This is a genomic window from Nocardia sp. NPDC051833 (assembly GCF_040681225.1).
Classification (GTDB): Bacteria; Actinomycetota; Actinomycetes; order Mycobacteriales; family Mycobacteriaceae; genus Nocardia.
Map to the genome: position 1 here is coordinate 554,320 of NZ_JBFAYK010000001.1, position 17,684 is coordinate 572,003.

At 62.3% G+C, this 17,684-nt stretch carries 10 protein-coding genes and 1 pseudogene; 6 read left to right on the top strand and 5 right to left on the bottom strand.

The genetic code is table 11. From position 1 onward, the window contains the following. Positions 1–51 precede the first annotated feature (51 nt). Both AB0L91_RS02550 and AB0L91_RS02555 read left to right on the top strand, forming a co-directional pair. Positions 52–486, top strand: coding sequence for a serine/threonine-protein kinase (locus tag AB0L91_RS02550; protein WP_365006982.1), 435 nt, complete (start codon positions 52–54; stop codon positions 484–486). Positions 487–508: 22 nt separating this feature from the next. Further along, a complete protein-coding gene (locus AB0L91_RS02555) occupies positions 509–3,235 on the top strand; it encodes a tetratricopeptide repeat-containing protein kinase family protein (protein ID WP_365006983.1) in 2,727 nt (908 codons plus the stop codon). Between the two features lie 22 nt (positions 3,236–3,257). Here the strand turns inward: AB0L91_RS02555 and AB0L91_RS02560 are convergent, their stop codons facing one another. Continuing rightward, on the bottom strand, positions 3,258–3,866 hold the full coding sequence (locus tag AB0L91_RS02560) for a DUF4126 domain-containing protein (protein ID WP_365006984.1): 609 nt from the start codon (positions 3,864–3,866) through the stop codon (positions 3,258–3,260). A 145-nt stretch (positions 3,867–4,011) separates the two neighbouring features. Between AB0L91_RS02560 and AB0L91_RS02565 the strand changes: the two genes are divergently transcribed. The 4 genes and pseudogenes from AB0L91_RS02565 to AB0L91_RS02580 all read left to right on the top strand — a co-directional run bounded on the left by AB0L91_RS02565 (position 4,012) and on the right by AB0L91_RS02580 (position 7,128). Continuing rightward, positions 4,012–4,488 carry a DUF1772 domain-containing protein gene (locus tag AB0L91_RS02565; RefSeq protein ID WP_365006985.1) on the top strand — a complete coding sequence of 159 codons (477 nt, stop codon included), beginning with the start codon at positions 4,012–4,014 and terminating at the stop codon, positions 4,486–4,488. A 29-nt stretch (positions 4,489–4,517) separates the two neighbouring features. Further along, entirely contained in the window at positions 4,518–4,916 is a 399-nt protein-coding gene (locus tag AB0L91_RS02570; protein WP_365006986.1) for a PPOX class F420-dependent oxidoreductase, read from the top strand. 56 nt (positions 4,917–4,972) lie between these two features. After that, positions 4,973–5,131: pseudogene (locus AB0L91_RS02575) on the top strand (transcriptional regulator); the annotation flags it as partial. Between the two features lie 311 nt (positions 5,132–5,442). Further along, positions 5,443–7,128: a hypothetical protein gene (locus tag AB0L91_RS02580; protein ID WP_365006987.1), complete on the top strand. Its 1,686-nt coding sequence runs from the start codon at positions 5,443–5,445 to the stop codon at positions 7,126–7,128. A 76-nt stretch (positions 7,129–7,204) separates the two neighbouring features. On the opposite strand, the gene AB0L91_RS02585 is transcribed toward AB0L91_RS02580, so the two are convergent. The 4 genes from AB0L91_RS02585 to AB0L91_RS02600 form a co-directional block, all read right to left on the bottom strand. Further along, on the bottom strand, positions 7,205–8,809 hold the full coding sequence (locus AB0L91_RS02585; protein WP_365006988.1) for a hypothetical protein: 1,605 nt from the start codon (positions 8,807–8,809) through the stop codon (positions 7,205–7,207). 336 nt (positions 8,810–9,145) lie between these two features. Then, positions 9,146–14,185 (bottom strand): FtsK/SpoIIIE domain-containing protein, encoded by a 5,040-nt coding sequence (locus AB0L91_RS02590; protein ID WP_365006989.1) that lies wholly within the window; start codon positions 14,183–14,185, stop codon positions 9,146–9,148. Continuing rightward, on the bottom strand, positions 14,182–15,633 hold the full coding sequence (locus AB0L91_RS02595; RefSeq protein WP_365006990.1) for a hypothetical protein: 1,452 nt from the start codon (positions 15,631–15,633) through the stop codon (positions 14,182–14,184). Before AB0L91_RS02595 ends, AB0L91_RS02590 begins: the two co-directional genes overlap by 4 nt. Further along, entirely contained in the window at positions 15,633–17,465 is a 1,833-nt protein-coding gene (locus tag AB0L91_RS02600; protein WP_365006991.1) for a hypothetical protein, read from the bottom strand. Before AB0L91_RS02600 ends, AB0L91_RS02595 begins: the two co-directional genes overlap by 1 nt. Positions 17,466–17,684: the final 219 nt, after the last annotated feature.

Sequence of the window (17,684 nt, forward strand, 5' to 3'; positions counted from 1 at the left end):
GACTTGTCGCTATGCTGCCAATAGTGCTCGGGTCACAGGGGGAGGCGCGTTGTGGTCACGCTGACGTTCGGCGATGAGTTCGCGGGATTCGTCATCGAGGACATGCTCGGACAGGGCGGGATGGGCACGGTATACCTGGCCAGACACCCGCGACTGCCGCAGCGTGTGGCGTTGAAGCTGTTGGCGCAGGACGTATCCCGTGACAGTGACGCGCGGCGACGGTTTCTGCGCGAGGCCGATGTCGTCGCCGGCTTGAATCACCCCAACATCGTCGGAGTCACCGATCGGGGTGACGACCGCGGACACCTGTGGATCGCGATGCAATACGTGCCCGGCGTGGACGCGTCACGGCTCGACACCACCACTGTGACGGCCGAGCGAGCGGTGCGCATCATCGGGGAAGCGGCCGCCGCGCTCGACTACGCGCACAGCAATGGCGTGCTGCACCGGGATGTGAAGCCGGCGAACATTCTGCTCATCCCCTGATGTCGGCCGTGCCGAACGCGCGGTGCTCACCGATTTCGGCATTGCCCACCTGCTGAATTCGGAGACCCATCTCACCGTCACCGGCACCCTCATCGCCACGTTGGCGTTCGCGTCACCCGAGCAGCTGTCGGCATCGACCATCGACCATCGGTCCGATCAATACTCGTTGGCCTGCACGATGTTCACCCTGCTGACCGGAACGTCACCGTTCGCGGCAGACCACCCCGGTCAGGTGATTACCGGGCATCTGGTCAAACCGTGGCCGAGTCTGCGGCGCACGCGGGCGGATCTACCCGCCGCGCTCGACCAGGTGCTCACCCGCGCGGCCTCGAAATCGCCGAACGACAGGTTCGACAGCTGTGGGGATTTCGCCGCTGCCCTGCGCCGGGCACTCCCCGCACTCGTTTCCGCACGGGCACACGCCAGACCGACGATGGTGAACACCCCGGAGATTTCGCGTCTGATGGCGGAATTCGACCAGAGAGGCGCCGAGGCCAAGGACCACGACCTGGCTGGGGACACGCACCGGGCGGTCGAACTCATGGCCACTCTGCTGACCGAATGCACAACAGCTTTCGGCAGTACCGACAGCAGAACACTGACCACCCGCATCGCGTTCACGGACTACTGCCTCGATACTTCCGCCTACCTTCGCGCGGCATATCCCGCCGCGGGGCTCGTGGAAGACTGCGTCCGGGTCCTCGGCGCCCAGCACGCGGAGACACTCGACGCCAAGTATGTCGTCGCACGGCTCGCGGGAATGTCGGGTGACGCTCGTCGCGCCCGAGACCAGTTGCAAGCACTGGTTGCCATTGCCGATGACGTCGACGCTGACACGCTGATCAAATTCCGGACGCGCGCCGCGCATTGGTTCGGCGAAGCCGAAAACTATGCCGCAGCATCGGATCAGCTCCGCAGCATAGTCGCCGATTCCCTACGCCTGCTCGGACCGGACCACCGCCGCACCTTGGAGACCCGCGCCTACTCCGCACATTCAACCGGGGAGGCCGGGAACGCCGAGGAAGCGGTGAGTATGTGCGAGGCGGTCCTTGCCGACTACGCCCGTGTTCTCGGCCCGGAGCATCCACTGACCTTGGACGCGCGTTCGCAGTTGATTCGGTGGACCGGCGAGGCAGGAAAACCCGCCGAAGCCGTGAACCTCTACCGAACCCTCGTCGCCGATCGCTCTCGCATCCAAGGCCCCGACCATCCCGACACACTCGACAGCCGAGGGGGCTTGGCGCGTTGGACCGGCGAAGCCGGGAACCCCGCCGAAGCCGTGAACCTCTTCCGAACCGTCGTCGCCGATCGCTCTCGCATTCAAGGCCCGGACCACACCGACACCCTCAACAACCGGAGTTGGCTGGCACGCATGACCGGCGAAGCCGGGAACCCCGCTGAAGCCGTGAACCTCTACCGAACCGTCGTCGCCGATCGCTCCCGTATTCAAGGCCCCGATCACACCGACACACTCGACAGCCGAGGAGGCTTGGCGCGTTGGACCGGCGAAGCCGGGAACCCCGCCGAAGCCGTGAACCTCTACCGAACCCTCGTCGCCGATCGCTCTCGCATCCAAGGCCCGGACCACACCGACACCCTCAACAACCGGAGTCGGCTGGCACGCACGACCGGCGAAGCCGGAGACCCCACCGAAGCCGTGAACCTCTACCGAACCGTCGTCGCCGATCGCTCTCGCATTCAAGGCCCCGACCACACCGACACGCTCAACAGCCGAGGGGCCATGGCGCGTTGGACCGGCGAAGCCGGGAACCCCGCCGAAGCCGCGAAACAGTTCCAGACCCTCACCGCCGATCGCTCTCGCATTCAAGGCCCCGACCACACCGACACACTCGACAGCCGCTGGGGCATGGCACGTTGGACCGGCGAAGCAGGCAACACCGCCGAAGCCGCGAAACAGTTCCAGACCCTCGCCGCCGACTACACCCGCGTCAAAGGCCCTGACGAGAGCGACACCCTCAACAGCCGAGAGTGGCAAGCCTATTGGACCGGCAAGGCACTCGATGCGCCCGAGGCGGCAAAGCAATATCGGCAGCTGGCTTTCGACCGCGCGCGGGTGCTTGGACGCGATCACAAGCTCACCCTCGACACGCGAGCGCTTTTCGCACGGTGGACGGGAAAAGCGGGTAACCCCGCCAAGGCCGCCGAACAGTTCGAGATTCTGCTCCCCGATCAAACGCGCGTGTTGGGACCCGACCACTCCGGCTTGTACTTCCTGCGCAGCCGCCTGGCCTACTGGAAGGCCGAGGCGATCGATCTGAACGCGAAGGTGGCGGTCACAGACTTGGCCGACGACCCCGGGATCATCGTCTGGCTGGAAATGCTCATGGCGGCACATCTGGTCGGCCGACCATCGCCCCGACCGGATCGACCCTGGTTGTCGGGCCTCATGACGCGGTTCGAGCCGTGGATCATGGACGCCGTGGAACGTCGTCTGCGAACCGCGGTGGAAGCGCAGTACCCGCGGCTCACCTGTGAATTCGAGGCAACATCACTGGTCGAGCACCTGGTTCGTTGTGCTCGGGACTCCTTCGACGGAAACGACATGTGCGATGGAAAAGAAGAAGAATGGGTGTGCCCCGATTATCTGGAATACACTTCCCCCTTCGCCGACAGCGTCCGCCGCATACACAAGAATGCCGACCCGAAGGAGCAGTTCCTCGGCGCGAGCGAATGGCTCAATCTCACCACCACGTGGCCGGTGATCGCGTACCGCATCGAAGACTTCTGAGCGTCGGACGAGTCACGACGTCCTATTCGAGGGCCGGGTCGCCGCGGCCGGTTCGCGCGGCGCGGCGTTCTCGCCTTCGCCGTAGGTAGCGACGAATTCGGCTGGCACACAGATAGACCACCCACAGTCCGGTCGCCAAGAGGACCGCGGCGATCACCGCCGCCAACACCGGAAAGAACACCGCCAGGGTGACGACTCCGCCGACAGTGATGTCCTCCGCGGTGCTCATCGCGATGTTGGTGACCGGCTCCGGGGAAGCGTTGATCGCCATCCGCGAACCGGCCTTGACAATGTGACTGAGTAAGGCGGTGGTGCCGCCGACCGCCGCGGCGAACATGGTGGGTAGCGAATCATCCTGCCCCGCGATCAGGGCAGAGACGACCGCGCCCGACGCGGGCCGCACCACCGTGTGCACCGCATCCCAGAACGAGTCCAGATACGGAATCTTGTCCGCCACGGCCTCGATGAGGAACAGCACGCCGGCGGCCACCAGCACATCGGTCCGCTGCAACCCGGGCGGCACGTCACCGGCCCACCCGATCCGCCCGAACAACCCGAGCAGGAACACCACCGCGTACGCGTTGATCCCGCTGGCCCAGCCCGCGGTGAAGATCAGAGGTAGCACCGACACCTGCTCAGCGTAAGCCCGTCCACCGACTCCACACGGCAGCTCGGCCACGCTTCAGAATCTAGCAACGCTAGACATGCTAGCGATCGGATGCTACCTTTGCTCCAGCTTCTAGCGATGCTAGATATCACGAAGAGGGAGCCAGGAAATGCTCGTTGTCACCGGCCAGATCATCGCCACCGCCGCCGTTCTCGCCAATGCCGTCGTCTACGGCACCGATGTCTGCGGGGCCGTGATCATGCGGTCGGTCTACCGCAAGCTCGACGACGCGACCGTGACCGTGAGCGCGGGGTGGGGACACTACTACGGCGACAAGCGCATGCCGATCGTCGGCGTGAGCGGCGTGGTGACCGCGGTGCTCACACTGCTGATCGCGGTGCTGGCCGGGCAGATCGCCGCCGCGGTCGCCGCGGGGATCGCGGTCGCCGCGCTGCTGACCTGGCTCGCCCTCTACGTCCGCGTCGCCAAGCCGATCAACACCAGGCAGACCGCCGCCGCGCTCAGCGGCGTCATCCCCGCCGATGCCCGTGCGCTGCAGGACAAGTGGGACAGCATCCTGAAGTACCGGGTCACCCTGCAATTCATCGCCATCGCCGGCCTGTGCGCCGCGATCATCCTGTTCTGAACCCACCCCATCACCGAGGAGTCATCGACATGTCCTTCACCACCAATGAACAGCAGTTCCTCACCGAGGCCGGGATCGGCCGACTCGCCACGGTGTCGCCGGACGGCGTCGTGCAGAACAACCCGACCAACTACCGGCTGAACCCCGACGGCACCATCGACATCGGCGGCATGCGGATGCGCACCAGCCGCAAGTACCGCAATGTCGAGGCGGGCAGCCGCGTGTCGTTCGTCATCGACCAACAGGTCTCCCTGGAGCCCTACGTAATTCGCGGCATCGAGGTCCGCGGCCACGCGGAGACCCTCGCCGACGAAGAGCCCCCGTTCCCCCACCAGGAACGCGTGATCCTCCGCATCCACCCCGAACGCATCATCTCCTGGGGCATCGACGGCGACTCCTTCGACTTCACCAGCCGCGACGCCGAATAGCCGGACCGCGCCGCCACGAGTCGCCGGGACCGTGGCGGCGCGGTTAGCGTGGAGGGATGGCCAGTGCAGCGTCCGCCCACCGTCGTGAGCAACTCCGTGATTTCCTGCGGTCGCGGCGGGAGCGGGTCGGGCCGGCGGACGTCGGTCTGCCCGCGGCGGGTCGTCGGCGGACCCCGGGGTTGCGGCGTGAAGAGGTCGCGATGTTGGCGGGGGTGAAATGTTGCTTACGCACTCCGTGTGTGCCGGCGTCGGATACTCATCGCAGCCGTGCTCCAAGCTGAACGTGGTCACAGACCAATTGCTCGCCTTCGAGCTGCCCTACAAGACCGTGCAGTCCGTTTGGCCTACCTTTGCTGATCGAGTGCTGTGCACTTCATGGGCATGGAATATTTGCCCGGTGGCGAATAGGCAAACACGTAGGGCAAGAAGGCAGCCGACGAACCCCGGCATCAACTTTCCGACGCCGGACCTGACGGGTCTACCGCCAGAGACCGGCCCGGTGATCCAATCGTTGCAGCAGCAGCCCATGGCCATCGTCGCGGGAATGGTGGGTATCACCGCGATGACCGAAGAGGAACGGGGAGCACTGCTGTGCGAGATTGATGTACAGGACGCTCTCGTGAGGGTGGTGGACATCCAAGCCCGATGGGACATAGCGTCCACGACCCACTGGGACATCAAACCGCTGCAGTTGGACTTGCTGGCGCGAACGACTGAAGACTGGGTTGCCGCAGTTCGGACGGAGGTGAACCGCGGCAACGTCATGGCTTCCCCGCAGATGACCGTCCAACTAATGCGCGAGCTGATGGAGACTGACTCGGCATCATCGAGACTGCTGAGCGCGGACGAGCTGGTCCACCTGCTGCTGTCCATCGCCACCGAACAGCAGACGCCCGCCGAGTTCGAGTCCGACGTGCCGACCGACTCCGATTTGGCACAGCTCGACGCGAAGTTCCAGGCGATGGCACCTGACGAGTTGTACGCAACAGCACACCAGTTCCTTCAGGGGCATACCGCCGGCATGCTGTTCAACACGCCTCGCAAGATCGAGTGTCTCAAGGCTGACGTCGTGGACTTCTGGTACTCACCGTGGGCCGATCGAGCGGCCGACACACTTGGTGTCACCCCCGCCGACACCTTCAAGTCGGCGACCGGGATCGCCTTCGAAGACTTCCTCCGAGCTGGCGTTGCAGTTGCAGACGCAGGGGCTTCTGGTCAGACCATTGTGCGTCTCGACGACCTCATCGGTGACTGCCAGGTGCGGGACTTCATCACCGGGAACATGTCGCTGGATCTCGCGCGCTATCGCGAGCAGCTTGCGGCCGACCGCGAACGAGGCAACGTCAAGCTCCAGCGGTACACGTTCACCCGGTACCCGTTTCTCGATCTCGGAGACCGAAAGGTACTGATCCTGCGCTCTCAATGGGCAACCGAGCGGTTCTTCGGTGATCCCGCACAGCTTGACGTTATGGCTGCCTTCGCAGCTAGCGGCGACGATACGAGCGCTAAGCGTTTCGGCGAGGGGATCAAGTACCAGTTCGAGGACGTTGTAGGCGGCATCCTCACACGCATCGCAACACGCAGCCAGCGGATCGACGCCCTCGTCCCCGAAACCATCATGGAGCGTGAGTGGACGGAGAAGAAGGGACAGAAGCCTTCGGTGTGCGACTGGGTGCTGCGCGCCGGACCGATCAGCATCCTTGTGGAGGCGACACATCACCCCGTGAACGCCGCTCTGGCGCAGGGCCTTGCAGACGGAGAGACCTACAGCGCAGACGCGGACAAGATCCTGACCAACCGCAAGTTCAAGCAACTAGCCTCGGTCATGGGCCTCGTGCGCCGACTGGGATGGTCTGGGCAACCACAACCGGATGCGATCTTCGTTCCCATCGTCGTCGTACCAAACTCAGGTACCCCCAGCTCGATGCTGTCCGAACTCGACAACGGAAATCGCGCCATGTCGATCTTCGCCGAGTTCCAAGGTCGTGTCGCCCGCCCTACTGTCCTGCAGCTTCAGGATCTCCAGATACTGGAAGGGATCGGTGATCACTTCCCGGTCGACGTAGTGACGTTCCTGTACCGTTGGCGTAAGTTCCCTGTCCCGCTGCCCCTGCAGGATTTTCTTGAGGCGAACAGTATGCCCCGCCCACTGTCAATGCACATACTCGAATCCGCGGCGAAACTCGATCAGCAACTTCGCACCGAGGCCTAGGGCTTCATATGAGTTGGATAGTTCGATTTGACTTCCATGCTTCGGTAAGGGAACAACCAATATTCGGATCAGGTGATCAATTCTCATGAAAAGTAGTGAGTCCTGCAATATCCGCCCCAATTTCAACCCGGTTCAATAACCAGCGACATTTCGCCGCAACCAGTGCCACTGGCTCTCGGGACACTTGCGAGTGACGAAGGGACTCGTCGAGAACGGCTGCCAACAATTTGGCGGCAACTCTCAAATTTTCACCCATTCCATATGGCTCGATGACGCCAGCGTGTACGATCTCGTTGCGCGATCCGTACAATCTGCGAATAGACTCCGAGAACTCGGCACGGATTACGTTAAACCGGCCAGTTTCGACCGCTAGATTGCGAGCCTGCTGCAAAAGAATGGGGCCATGCTCGGCGTCTACACATAACGTTCGCGCCGCTAAAAGGGAATCGACGGTGAGCTCAACTCTTCGATACATGTCGGCCCCATTGAGTTTCACCGAAAGTTCATCATCACCAAGCATCATATGGCTTGATGCGAGCTTGTCAAACAAATCGGTCACATACATGCACGTCAATAGGTCGGCGGGACGATCGGAGATGTCCGCAAGAGAGCCGAAGTCGGATGCATCAGCGAACATCGTCTCGACCATTGCCCACGTTGTCACGCACGCAGATCTCATCGATACTGCCCCGATATTAGATAGTAGATCCAACCCCGCTTCGACGTCCGGGCGAAGCTTTTGAAGCTTCCAGCGGTCACCCCCCATTGCCAACGATTCCAAGGGGATAAAGGTAGTGCTCGCCAAGTCCGGAAGGTCCAACGCGTTGGAGCCTGGATGCATCCATGCCCCACCGTCGGGTTTAAGTTCCAGCTTTGCTTCGACTAGACGACCTCTCGCCAACGCGTCTTGCAGAAATTTAGCAAATAGCTCGGTTGCGCGATACTTTTCGATTGCTGGCGCCTGGAAGATCAGTCCACCCGCATTCTTAGGCATTTCCTCGCCTGGCATATATTCTGCAAATTTGCCCTCAAACTCACTTTTCGACAACCATGGCGGCTCGCTGTCGAGATCATACTCGCCGTTGACTGGCAGAGGCACCAGAAATGTATACTCCCCTGGGCCATTCTGCGCAACCCGGGCAGCCGAAGTTAGCATTTCCTCAAGGGTGGAATCTTCTGGGCGATGCTTGATATGATAATTGCAGTGCTTCAGGATCCATTTGTCCGAGAACCCACACCAGCGCAGATGCCCCGCGATGTAGCAAGAAATTAGATTCAGATCCAGTTTCGTCGAAATAGGATCCTCGCACTCGTCAATGCTCGCAATAAATCTCTGCCATAGGCTGAAATATTCGCTTTCGAGTTGGCCTATTTCGTGCTGCAATACGAAGTACGAGTGAGTTCCGGACCGAAATTGATCAGCTTTCTTCGGCATGGAGTCTAGAACCTGACCGCGTCGACGACCCAATAGGACTGGATCGTTCTTGATTATCCGTCGAGCCGTATTAATCACATACTGCACTCGCGCTTCGGTCGTATTCGAATCAGCGAGTGCCATGCAGTCGCTCATAGCCCTTAGGGTTCCGACCTGCCACAGATAGTTGTGCCATGCCGAATCAGCATCGACCAGTGATGCTATTCGAAGGGCTATGACCTTGCCGACTCCGTCTTCGTTGAACATAACGACAAGTTAAGCAGAGACGCAGAATGAGTGCGCCGAGACACTAGACCAGCACTTTGGCTCGCGTAGTGGACCCCCGGGTCGCCGGAAGTGGCGTTCGGATCAGGCGAGGCCGCACAGTCTGGCCCACAGATCGGTACAAGCAGACACTCTGCGCCGTGCGGCGCGGTCCATCGTGCGGCCGCGACGCCGCCGAGGGACAGCCCTGGTGGAATTTCGGCGAGCCATCGCCGATTGGATGGTCGGTACTCACAGACGATCGCGGCCGTGGTCGCTCCATACGTGTAGGTTCACGGATTGGCACGGCTCGCTCGTTTTCGCTTGGCAGGGCCTTGGTCAGCTCCCGTCGTAGGCGATCTGTACTCGTATGGTGCCCTTGGCCGTGTGAAGGAAGGCGTCGCCCTGCCCAGCCAGGGCTTCGGCTCCGGTCTCGTCCAGAATGATGCGGCTGTCGGTTGCGGTCTTGACGCGCAGGGCGAGTTGGGCGGGGAAGTTGGAGCGGATGGTCGTCGAGATAACATCCGCGCTCGGGCGCTGCGTGGCTGCGATGACGTGGATGCCCGCAGCGCGAGCCTTCTGCGTCAGGCGCTTGAGCAGTGCTTCAATTTGCTTCTTGTCCTCGGGATCGCTTGTGAGGTCGGCGTACTCGTCCAGAACGATGACGATCCAGGGCTTTCGCTCTGCTTTGCCGACCTTGGCGTTGTATTCGACGAGCTTGCGTGAACGGATCGCCTTCATGTCCCCGTAGCGCACAGCCATCTCTTCGACGGTTTCCTCGAGAATCTCGATGGCGTCGGCGGCGTCCATGCCGATCATGCCATCAAGGTGAGGGTCGTCTTCGAAGTCGACAAGCTCGGTGCCCTTGGGATCAACAAGGCGGAGTCGCAGGGTGTTCTTGTCGTACCGGACCAAGCCTTTGAGGATCGTGTCCAGAGCGACGGACTTTCCTGATCCGGTAGTGCCGGCCACCAGCAAGTGCGGTGAGTCCGCGGAGGACAGGTCGATGGTGACCGGGTTGCCTTCGATGTCGGCGCCCAGCGGAGCGATGAGGCTGTCGGGATCGGTCGGGCATTGCTGCCACAGTGCTTTGGCGTCTATCCCGTACTTCTCGTCGTCGATCTTAGGGATCTCGAAGAGCACAGAGCCGCGGTCGCTGCGGGTGCGAATACTGAATCCGGAGGGCAGTGCCAGGGCCAGGAAGATTTCGTCGCGTCGGTTGGTCAGCTTGTCCACGGTGACCCCGGGATTGGGGATGAACCGGAAGATATAGAAGCCAGGTCCTTCCTGCCACTTGCCGACCTCCGGTGCGGTAACCGCGACCTTGTGGCGGGCGAAGACGTCGACGACTCTGTTGTATCGGAGCCTCAGCTCCTCCTCTGGGAGCCCACCACGGTGAGCCTTCAGAGAGACAGGATCCACCCATGCGGCCGGGTGACGCGCGACTGGCGCACTTGGGGCGTTTGTTGGAGCTGTCGCTCCGAAAACCTCGACAGGTGCAGTCGGTACTTCCTCAGTGGGCAGTTCGGCGGAATTGCCCGGCGAGGAGTGCCTGACGCCAGCGTCTGGCACATTTTCGGTCCCACTGAGGCCTTCAGAGAAAACAAGGTGGTCGGCATTGATGGGTTCGTGGTTGGCGCGCAGAGCGCCAATGAGGTTCAGCAGCTCATGCTTGTTCAGCCTGACCAGGGTGTGTTTGCCGATGCTTCCGAGCGTAGGGGCTGGCTGATCATCCTCAGCGGAGATGGCCACGGCAACACCGGTGACTGAACCGAGCCGGACATCCTCGGAGCGCAGGGCGTCAAGGATTTTCGCCTCGACCTGACGGTGGTCGTCGGTGCCGATCATGGTGCGGGCTGGAAGGTCTGCGGCCGGTATGGCATTCCCACTGGTCTGAGTGATCGCGGCGGCAAGCTCGTCCAGCCAGAAGGGATGGTCATGGCGAGCCTCGCCGTCCGAGCGGAAGGCGTCCTCGCACAGGTCAGTGGTGCGATTGAGCTGTTCCTCGGCCGAGCCGACGTCGAAGGTCTGGCGGAACTTGGACTCGGCGACCAGGACATCCAGTTGGACCGTGCCGTCGTCTTGGACGGTCAGCACGAACCGACCCAGATCCGCACGGGTTTTGTGTCCTCGGCCGAACCAGCGATGGTGCTCGTCGAAGCTGATCCAGGTGACCAGGCTCGTGCCCTGCCGAGGGACGGGGAACTGCTGGTCGATGACGAACCGGGTGGCGACCAAGCCGACGACTTCGTTTACTGTGGTGCCGATACCGAGGGAACGCAGCACGGCGCCAGGCGCCACATTGCGGCCGACCTCGTAGATCCGCTTGGCGGTGTCTTCGGAGTCTTGCGGGGTGACGACCCCGATCTGTTCGAGTCGGCGCCGCAGTCGCTGGACGACGAACTGCTGACCGGTTTGCGAGCTGACAATGAGCGTGTAGGACTCATTTTTGCCGACATTGGGCTTGACGAGGATGACGTCAGGGCGGTTACGTAGAGAATCGATCTGCTCACGGCCGATGAAGCTATCGAGGGTGACAACCCAGTGGGCCACGCGGTGCAGGGTGGTGAACAAGTCCTGGTGCTGGTCGAACTGCACCTGCATCTCGAAGTAGTCGATGCTGTCGACACTCTCCCTGGAGACCGGTGAACGGCGGTCGTAGCGCACGCACAAGGTCGACCAGGACTCGAGGGTCTCGTCGGCGGTCTCGGGCAACAGTGCCCTGACGACGTTCTCGCTGGTCTGAGCCAGGTTGTGTGAGGCCGGGTGCTTCCAGGAGTTGAAGGAGCCGGACAGGGACTCCTTCTTGGTGCTCTCCTTGACACTTGTCTGGGTGCCGAACAGGGCCGGAGCCAGAGCGAGATCGATGGTGTTTTCCAGCCCTGACAGGTCTGCTTCCTGGTCGGGCTCCCATGCCTGCAGGATGAGTTGGACGTCGGGTAGGAAGCTGTCCTCGGTCATCTCCGCGCCGGAGAACTGTAGGTCGAAACCCTGGATGATCTCGTGATGGGTGGCTTGGGGAGCCAGCACAACCAGATCAACCTTCAGGCGAGGGTTCTTGGCCCGCATCTGCTTTGCCACGCGCATGGGAAGGACCGGGTCTCCGTTTCGGTCCAGAAGCAATACGCGGAGGCCGTCGAGCTTGTGGGGATAGGTCGACAGGTAGTCGGTGATGACACGGACCATCTCGTCGATCGCGGTCTCGTCCACGCTGGAGAGCCAGTCCTTGGACTCGTTGCCGCCGAAGCGGACCGGCACGTACTCCTCGTGCCCGGCCGATTCCCGCATCGGAATGGCGATTGTGCCGCCGGGCCCGACGAGCACCGCCGGTGTCCCATGTGGGGAGATACGGTCGATCGCGTCGAAGAAGAGGTCCTCGTTCTCCTGGTTGAGACTAAGACCTCCCTCCTTGTTCAAGGCAGTCTCGATGCTGCCGGCGGCCTCTGCGTAGTTGTTTGCCAGCCAGCGCAGCTTTAGCGGGTGGGTAGCCAACATCATCATGCGGCGATTGGTCAATCTGACGACATCGGCCAGCACGACCGCCTCGAGGTCTGCGTTCGGAGCGTTGTCGGGAACCAAGGTGGTGCGCGCTTCGCGAAGCATGCTTTCCCACTCGCGGACATAATCTCTGATGTTCCCGGCGTCAAGCCCGTCGGAGAACCGCTCGAAATGCTCCAGCTTGACGCGCTCCAGCTGACCGGCGAAACGTGTTGCGGGGACAGGCACAGGTTCGTCGACCTGCCACAGCCGGGGGTCATTGAACTTCCCGAGGAAGGTGTCGAAGGTTAGATTGCTGGCATGGCCAGGTGGGTTTCGCCAGCCATGGATGAGAGCCGCCAGTGCGATCTGCCCTGGGATGCCCAGTGGGTCCCAGCGAAAGCGTCGCTGGGCGGCGCCGTCCATCTCGACCAGGATGCGCAGCGGGGCCCACTCGGTGTTCGGGTCAAACGGCTCGTCCTCCTCCGGCAGGGGCGGTTTGGTCAGGTCCAGCAGGCAGTTGTTGACCTCTAGAGCCAGGCGAAGTCCGGTGGAGTCCTGGACATCACGCAGAGTGCGTGCGTACAGGAAGGCGAACAGCCAGCGGCTCCACCGCCCGGTTTCCTGATTGCCTTCAAGCCTGACGACGACGGACCCTTCCTCTTCGTCGGCGAAGTACGTCAGCTCGCGCAGCAGTGCCCGCAGTGGGTCCTGGACGAACTGTGAGTCTGGGAAGGCAAGCTTCTCGACTTTGCGGCGCGACCGTTTGGACAGCAGGTCTGCCAGCGGTTCGGTCCCACCGGTGGGAGCCTCGTCAAGGAAGCGCTGTGCGGATTCCTGGTCTCCGCGGTCGAGCGCGTCTTCGATCAACATGGCGTCGAACTCGTCGACCCGCTCTGTGGCGGTCCTCTCGATCTCCTGCCGGACCTGTTGGCCCAGACCGATCTTCGTGGACTTCTGCTCGAAGACTTCAAGCCAGAGGGTCAGGTCCTGCTCGCAGCGCAGCTGACGAGGGTCCTGCGGGGTAGTACCACTCCGATTGAGGTCGAGTACGAGGCTGCGCATGCGAGTTTTGGCAGTCTCCGAGTCCGTACCGATGTGGTCCAGGGACTCCTTGCTGAACTCGGTCGTCGCGATGCGGTCTATCAGGTCGTCTTCGGTGATCTCTTTGCCAGAGGGCTGTTTGAAGGCGCTGACCGAGACATTCTTCTTGATCCGGGCGGGCAGCGCCGCGGGTTTGATGAAGAGTCCTCGGTCCGGGAAGAGGTCAAGAGCGGGCAGGGCTGCAGAGATCTCGGGATAGACCACGTCAGGGGTGTGGACCTCAGTTGCTGCCACCTTGTGCGCGGTCTCGACCAGGAAGGCTGCCCAGCGGTGCAAGGACCGGGGCTCCTCGTCGGTGATCGCACGCCAGATCTCCGGCAGAAGGGTGGCCATCAGGGCTGGAACGGTGCCGATGCCACCCGCCTCCCGCCATGCTTCTGCCATGAACCTGTCGAACCCGCGCTCGCCGACGGCCTCGTGGTAGTCGCCCAGGATTGAGGCATCGTCAAGGGCGTTCATGGCCGCCAGCCCCTGTGCGTCTGGCGACTGCCCCCACTCGAAGAGCAACACCGCCATACCCTGTCCCGAATTACGCCACTTGGTCAGCTGGTCCTGTGGATCCAGCAGATACTCAACAGGTACGCCTTCGATCGGCTCCGAGGTGCCGACCTTGACGACAACCTGACGGTCGGGCAACTCCAACACACTCTGTGCCGTCCGACGGAGCGCCTCGGCCACGGTCGGCCGATCGAACCCGCTGACTCGCAGGACGGCACGGGCTCCGCTGATCTCAGTGACTTTACGGAGTGCTTCGTCGGCGACGAATCGACCTAGGGCTCGGACACTGCTGGAGGTCACTGGGGCTCCCCTCGGACCATGCTGGTTGCATCTGAATACTGAGTGAGCAGACCGATAGCGGCCAGCTTTTCCCGGAAGGCCTTGCCGTTGTGGTCAAGGACCGATGGGTCAACCTCGTAGGCCAACGGGCTCGCAGCCGCGACCTTGTTTTCCACCACGAGCCCGTACTTCTCGTACAGCAGTGCGCAGAACTGGTCGAACTCCATCTCCGTACTCTGCGAGACGGTGGCAGACACCAGGCCCTCGAGCATCGGGGGCTTCATAGTGAAATGGCGGCGCCCTACCGTCGCGTTCAGAGCTCCCACAGCGGCGAGGGTCTCGCTGAAGAACGCTCGGGGCGAGGCGACCGCGTTGCCAGCTTCCTTGGTGAATCTCTCGTATCGCCGCTTCTTGACCTCGTCGCATTCGGCTTCGATTTCGTCGATCATTTCCCGGGCCTGGACGTTGATCGCGTTTACGATGTCATTGCGGCAGCCGGTGAGATACTTCTGCGACTCTCTGCGCAGCGGGGTTGCCTCGTTGCCGAAGTCCAACAGGATCGACTCGCGATCGGTAGCACCGAGTTTCGTGCGTGCGAGGTGCAGCTGGTGGCGTGCCAAGCAGTAGGGGACCCAGTGCATGAGGCTCTCGGTGCGCTTGGCCCTGGGGACCGTCGAAATCCGTGTGACGATGTTGCGGGTCCCTGCCCTCAGTAGGTCAGGCCACGGGCTGAGATCCTCGTGCAGCTCGATTCCTGCGTCTGAGCCCTCCACGGGGGCTTCGTCGTAGTCGAAGTCGTGCGCGCTGAGGGCTTTGGCAAGGTTGCCCAGCGGGGTGCCGCTGTCCTGTACTAGGTCGGTCAGGCCCTGTCGGGTCGCTTCTTTGCGGTCCGGATCAGGGTCGCTGCGCAGGACTTTGTAGGCCCAACCCCCACCATCGCGGAAGAGGTAGCGCTCGATACTCGGAGCATTTATGCCAGCTGCGACCGCGCCAGCCTGCGTGCGCTTCTTGGCGCTCCTCGTGAGGGATGCGTCGCTTTGCTTGATTCGTCGCTCGACTGCGTCGTAGTGGATGAGCTCGCCGACGAACGGATAGATGTGCGCGCCGAACCAACTTGGTTGGCTACGACGCCCGGGGATCTCGACCAACAGGGAAGAGAACAGGGCGTGGAGCGTTTCCAACGTCTCGGGAGAGTCCAGCTCGACGGCCTTCCCGAGTTTCTCGTCGCCCTCGACGATGCGGGTCTTGGTCGCGATCCGCCGGGCCAGGTCGTGCGAGGTCCGCTTGTAGGCGGTGTCGGCACCGGCGTCCAGAAGTCCTGCGAACTTCTCCTGGTCTTCCTGATGCGCCATGTAGACGCCGCGGGCGATCGCGAGCATCTCAAGCGGTACGTAGAAACCGCGCCCCTGCTGTTCGAGATTCACCCCGAAGAGACGAAGAACGACCTCGGCCTTGGAACGATCAGCCATCACGCATGCACCGACCTGATCTTGTCGCCGACGTCGATCATGAGCTTTCTCATGACGTTGCCCACCAATACCTGGATCTCGTCGTCCTTGTTCGACGAGTCAGCCAGCTCTGCCAGGGATCCACTCAGGCCCCGGATCTCTGCCTCGTGCTGGACCTCGCTACGCAGGCCCGCGCCCCACCGAGTCAGCAGCTCAAAGCGCAGGAGGTCCGCTTCCACCGAGACTGCGCCATGGTCAGAGGCGACGGCCGGGATACGGATGTAAATGGCCCGGTTGAGCCACTCGACGGCGTTCTGCATCTCGGGGGTGATGCCCGTCCGGCCTTCCTGCTGCCACTGGGTGACCTGGTCGACGACCTCTACGCCCTTGCTAGGTACTCGCCGTGAGATGACGGCCGCGCGTGCGCGGTGGGTGAAGAATGCCGGGTCAAGTATGAAGAAGTCAGGGTTGCTCCCTGCGCGGTGGATGCCCTGGACGGCTTCCAGTCCCTTGAGGAAGCGGTCTCGCACCCTGGTGTCTGCCATGTCCCGGTTCTCGTCCTGGACACTGACGAAGTCGTCGCCAGCCTGCAAACCCATGCGGGCGAACCGGTCCTTGTCGTCGTCGCTGTTGAAGAAGTCAGCTCGTCGCAGGAACGTGTACAAGCCCCGCAACTGTTCGGCCTGCTTCTGAACGTCCCGACTCGTACGGACCTTCTGCAGGTAACTGCTGGCGTCCGCGGGAGGGAAGTCGCCAGCCGTGTCCGGGTCCAGCCGGTCGTCGACCTGGCGACGGGAGACCTTGCCCGGGTCCAGCTTTCGTAGTGCGAAGAAGGCGGGAACCATATGACGCTGTTGCTGGGTCAGCCGGTCACCGAAGAGAGCCTGGTGGTACAAGTGTGGAGCCTGCCACAATGTGTTCGAGTGCGACCGCTGGTACCTGGCATGGACGTTCTCGCAGGACAGGCCGCCCGTGAGCATGTAGCTGGTCACCGACAGCGCCTGACGGGTCGTAACTACGGCTCCGGTGCGCTCGGCCGCGGCGAACACGTCCCTGATCGCGGCCCGGCGCTGATGCCCGCGGGTGGGATCGCTTAGTTCGTTGCGGTTGGCAAGGATTGGGCAGACTTTCCGTGCATCACAGGCCTCGCAGGGCTTCCACCGTGACCATTGCGTCGTGGTCCACTGCTTCAGGACCCAAGGGATGAGCCCGCCGTTGGGGTTGTCGGCTGCCACGGACTGGTAGTTGAGATTGATGACAATGACCGTGCCATTGGGGTCGCTGACCTGCCCGCGGATGATGCCTTCCGCAAGGGTCGTCACCAGAATCTTGGCGCGACCGGTGCCGCCTTTGTCAAGGTTGTCGTCTTCGGCGACGCACTTGCGTAGCTGGCCCTCGTTTGCGCAGATGATCGCGACGCCCTCGTCCGGAGGGTCGAGCAGCTCCACGAGTTTGCGAGCACCCGCCTGCACACTGAGCTCGCTGAGATCCTTAATGATGTACAGCGGGCGTCCGCTATGGGTCTGGCCAATAGGGCGGCTGGCGTTGCCGGCCTCGGACAGCTCGCGGAAAACTGCCTTCCGAACCTCTGGGGTGACCGTCTCGGCATCGTTCCGCAGCGCAGTCAGAAGGCTGGCGCACAGGCTCGTCTTGCCATGCCCAGCGTCGCCGGTCAGGACAATAGTTTTCGTGGTCGGTCGCTCAATGGCCTTCAGCAGATAGTCGAGCGTCACGACGGGGAACAGTGACTGCGTCCAGTCTGCCTGTAGCTCGTAGATCATCTCAGAGGTGTCGACGTCGAAGGGCTGGTAACGACGTATGCGTTGGACATGCTTGTTGACCTCTAGCGGCATGCTGCTGTCCTTCGTCGACCGATCCGGGAGCGCTGTCGAATTCTAGCTGTCAATGCTCCTATCGGTAGTCAAATCCCTTGTTAGAGAGCTGAAGCGAGGATTCGAGCCACGCCCTCCTCGCCCGACACGGTTCAGACGTCTCGATGATCCAGCAGCATCAGAGCAGTCGCAACGACCGAGCCGATCCTCCACGGGCGCAACCTCATTCGCCGCAAGGCT

Bases quoted from the DNA above. Each gene is read 5' to 3' on its own strand.
- AB0L91_RS02570 (WP_365006986.1), top strand. From the start codon at position 4,518: ATGTCCTTCACCACCAATGAACAGCAGTTCCTCACCGAGGCCGGGATC.
- AB0L91_RS02600 (WP_365006991.1), bottom strand. From the start codon at position 17,465: ATGCCGCTAGAGGTCAACAAGCATGTCCAACGCATACGTCGTTACCAG.
- AB0L91_RS02595 (WP_365006990.1), bottom strand. From the start codon at position 15,633: ATGGCTGATCGTTCCAAGGCCGAGGTCGTTCTTCGTCTCTTCGGGGTG.
- AB0L91_RS02585 (WP_365006988.1), bottom strand. From the start codon at position 8,809: ATGTTCAACGAAGACGGAGTCGGCAAGGTCATAGCCCTTCGAATAGCA.
- AB0L91_RS02580 (WP_365006987.1), top strand. From the start codon at position 5,443: ATGGCCATCGTCGCGGGAATGGTGGGTATCACCGCGATGACCGAAGAG.
- AB0L91_RS02565 (WP_365006985.1), top strand. From the start codon at position 4,012: ATGCTCGTTGTCACCGGCCAGATCATCGCCACCGCCGCCGTTCTCGCC.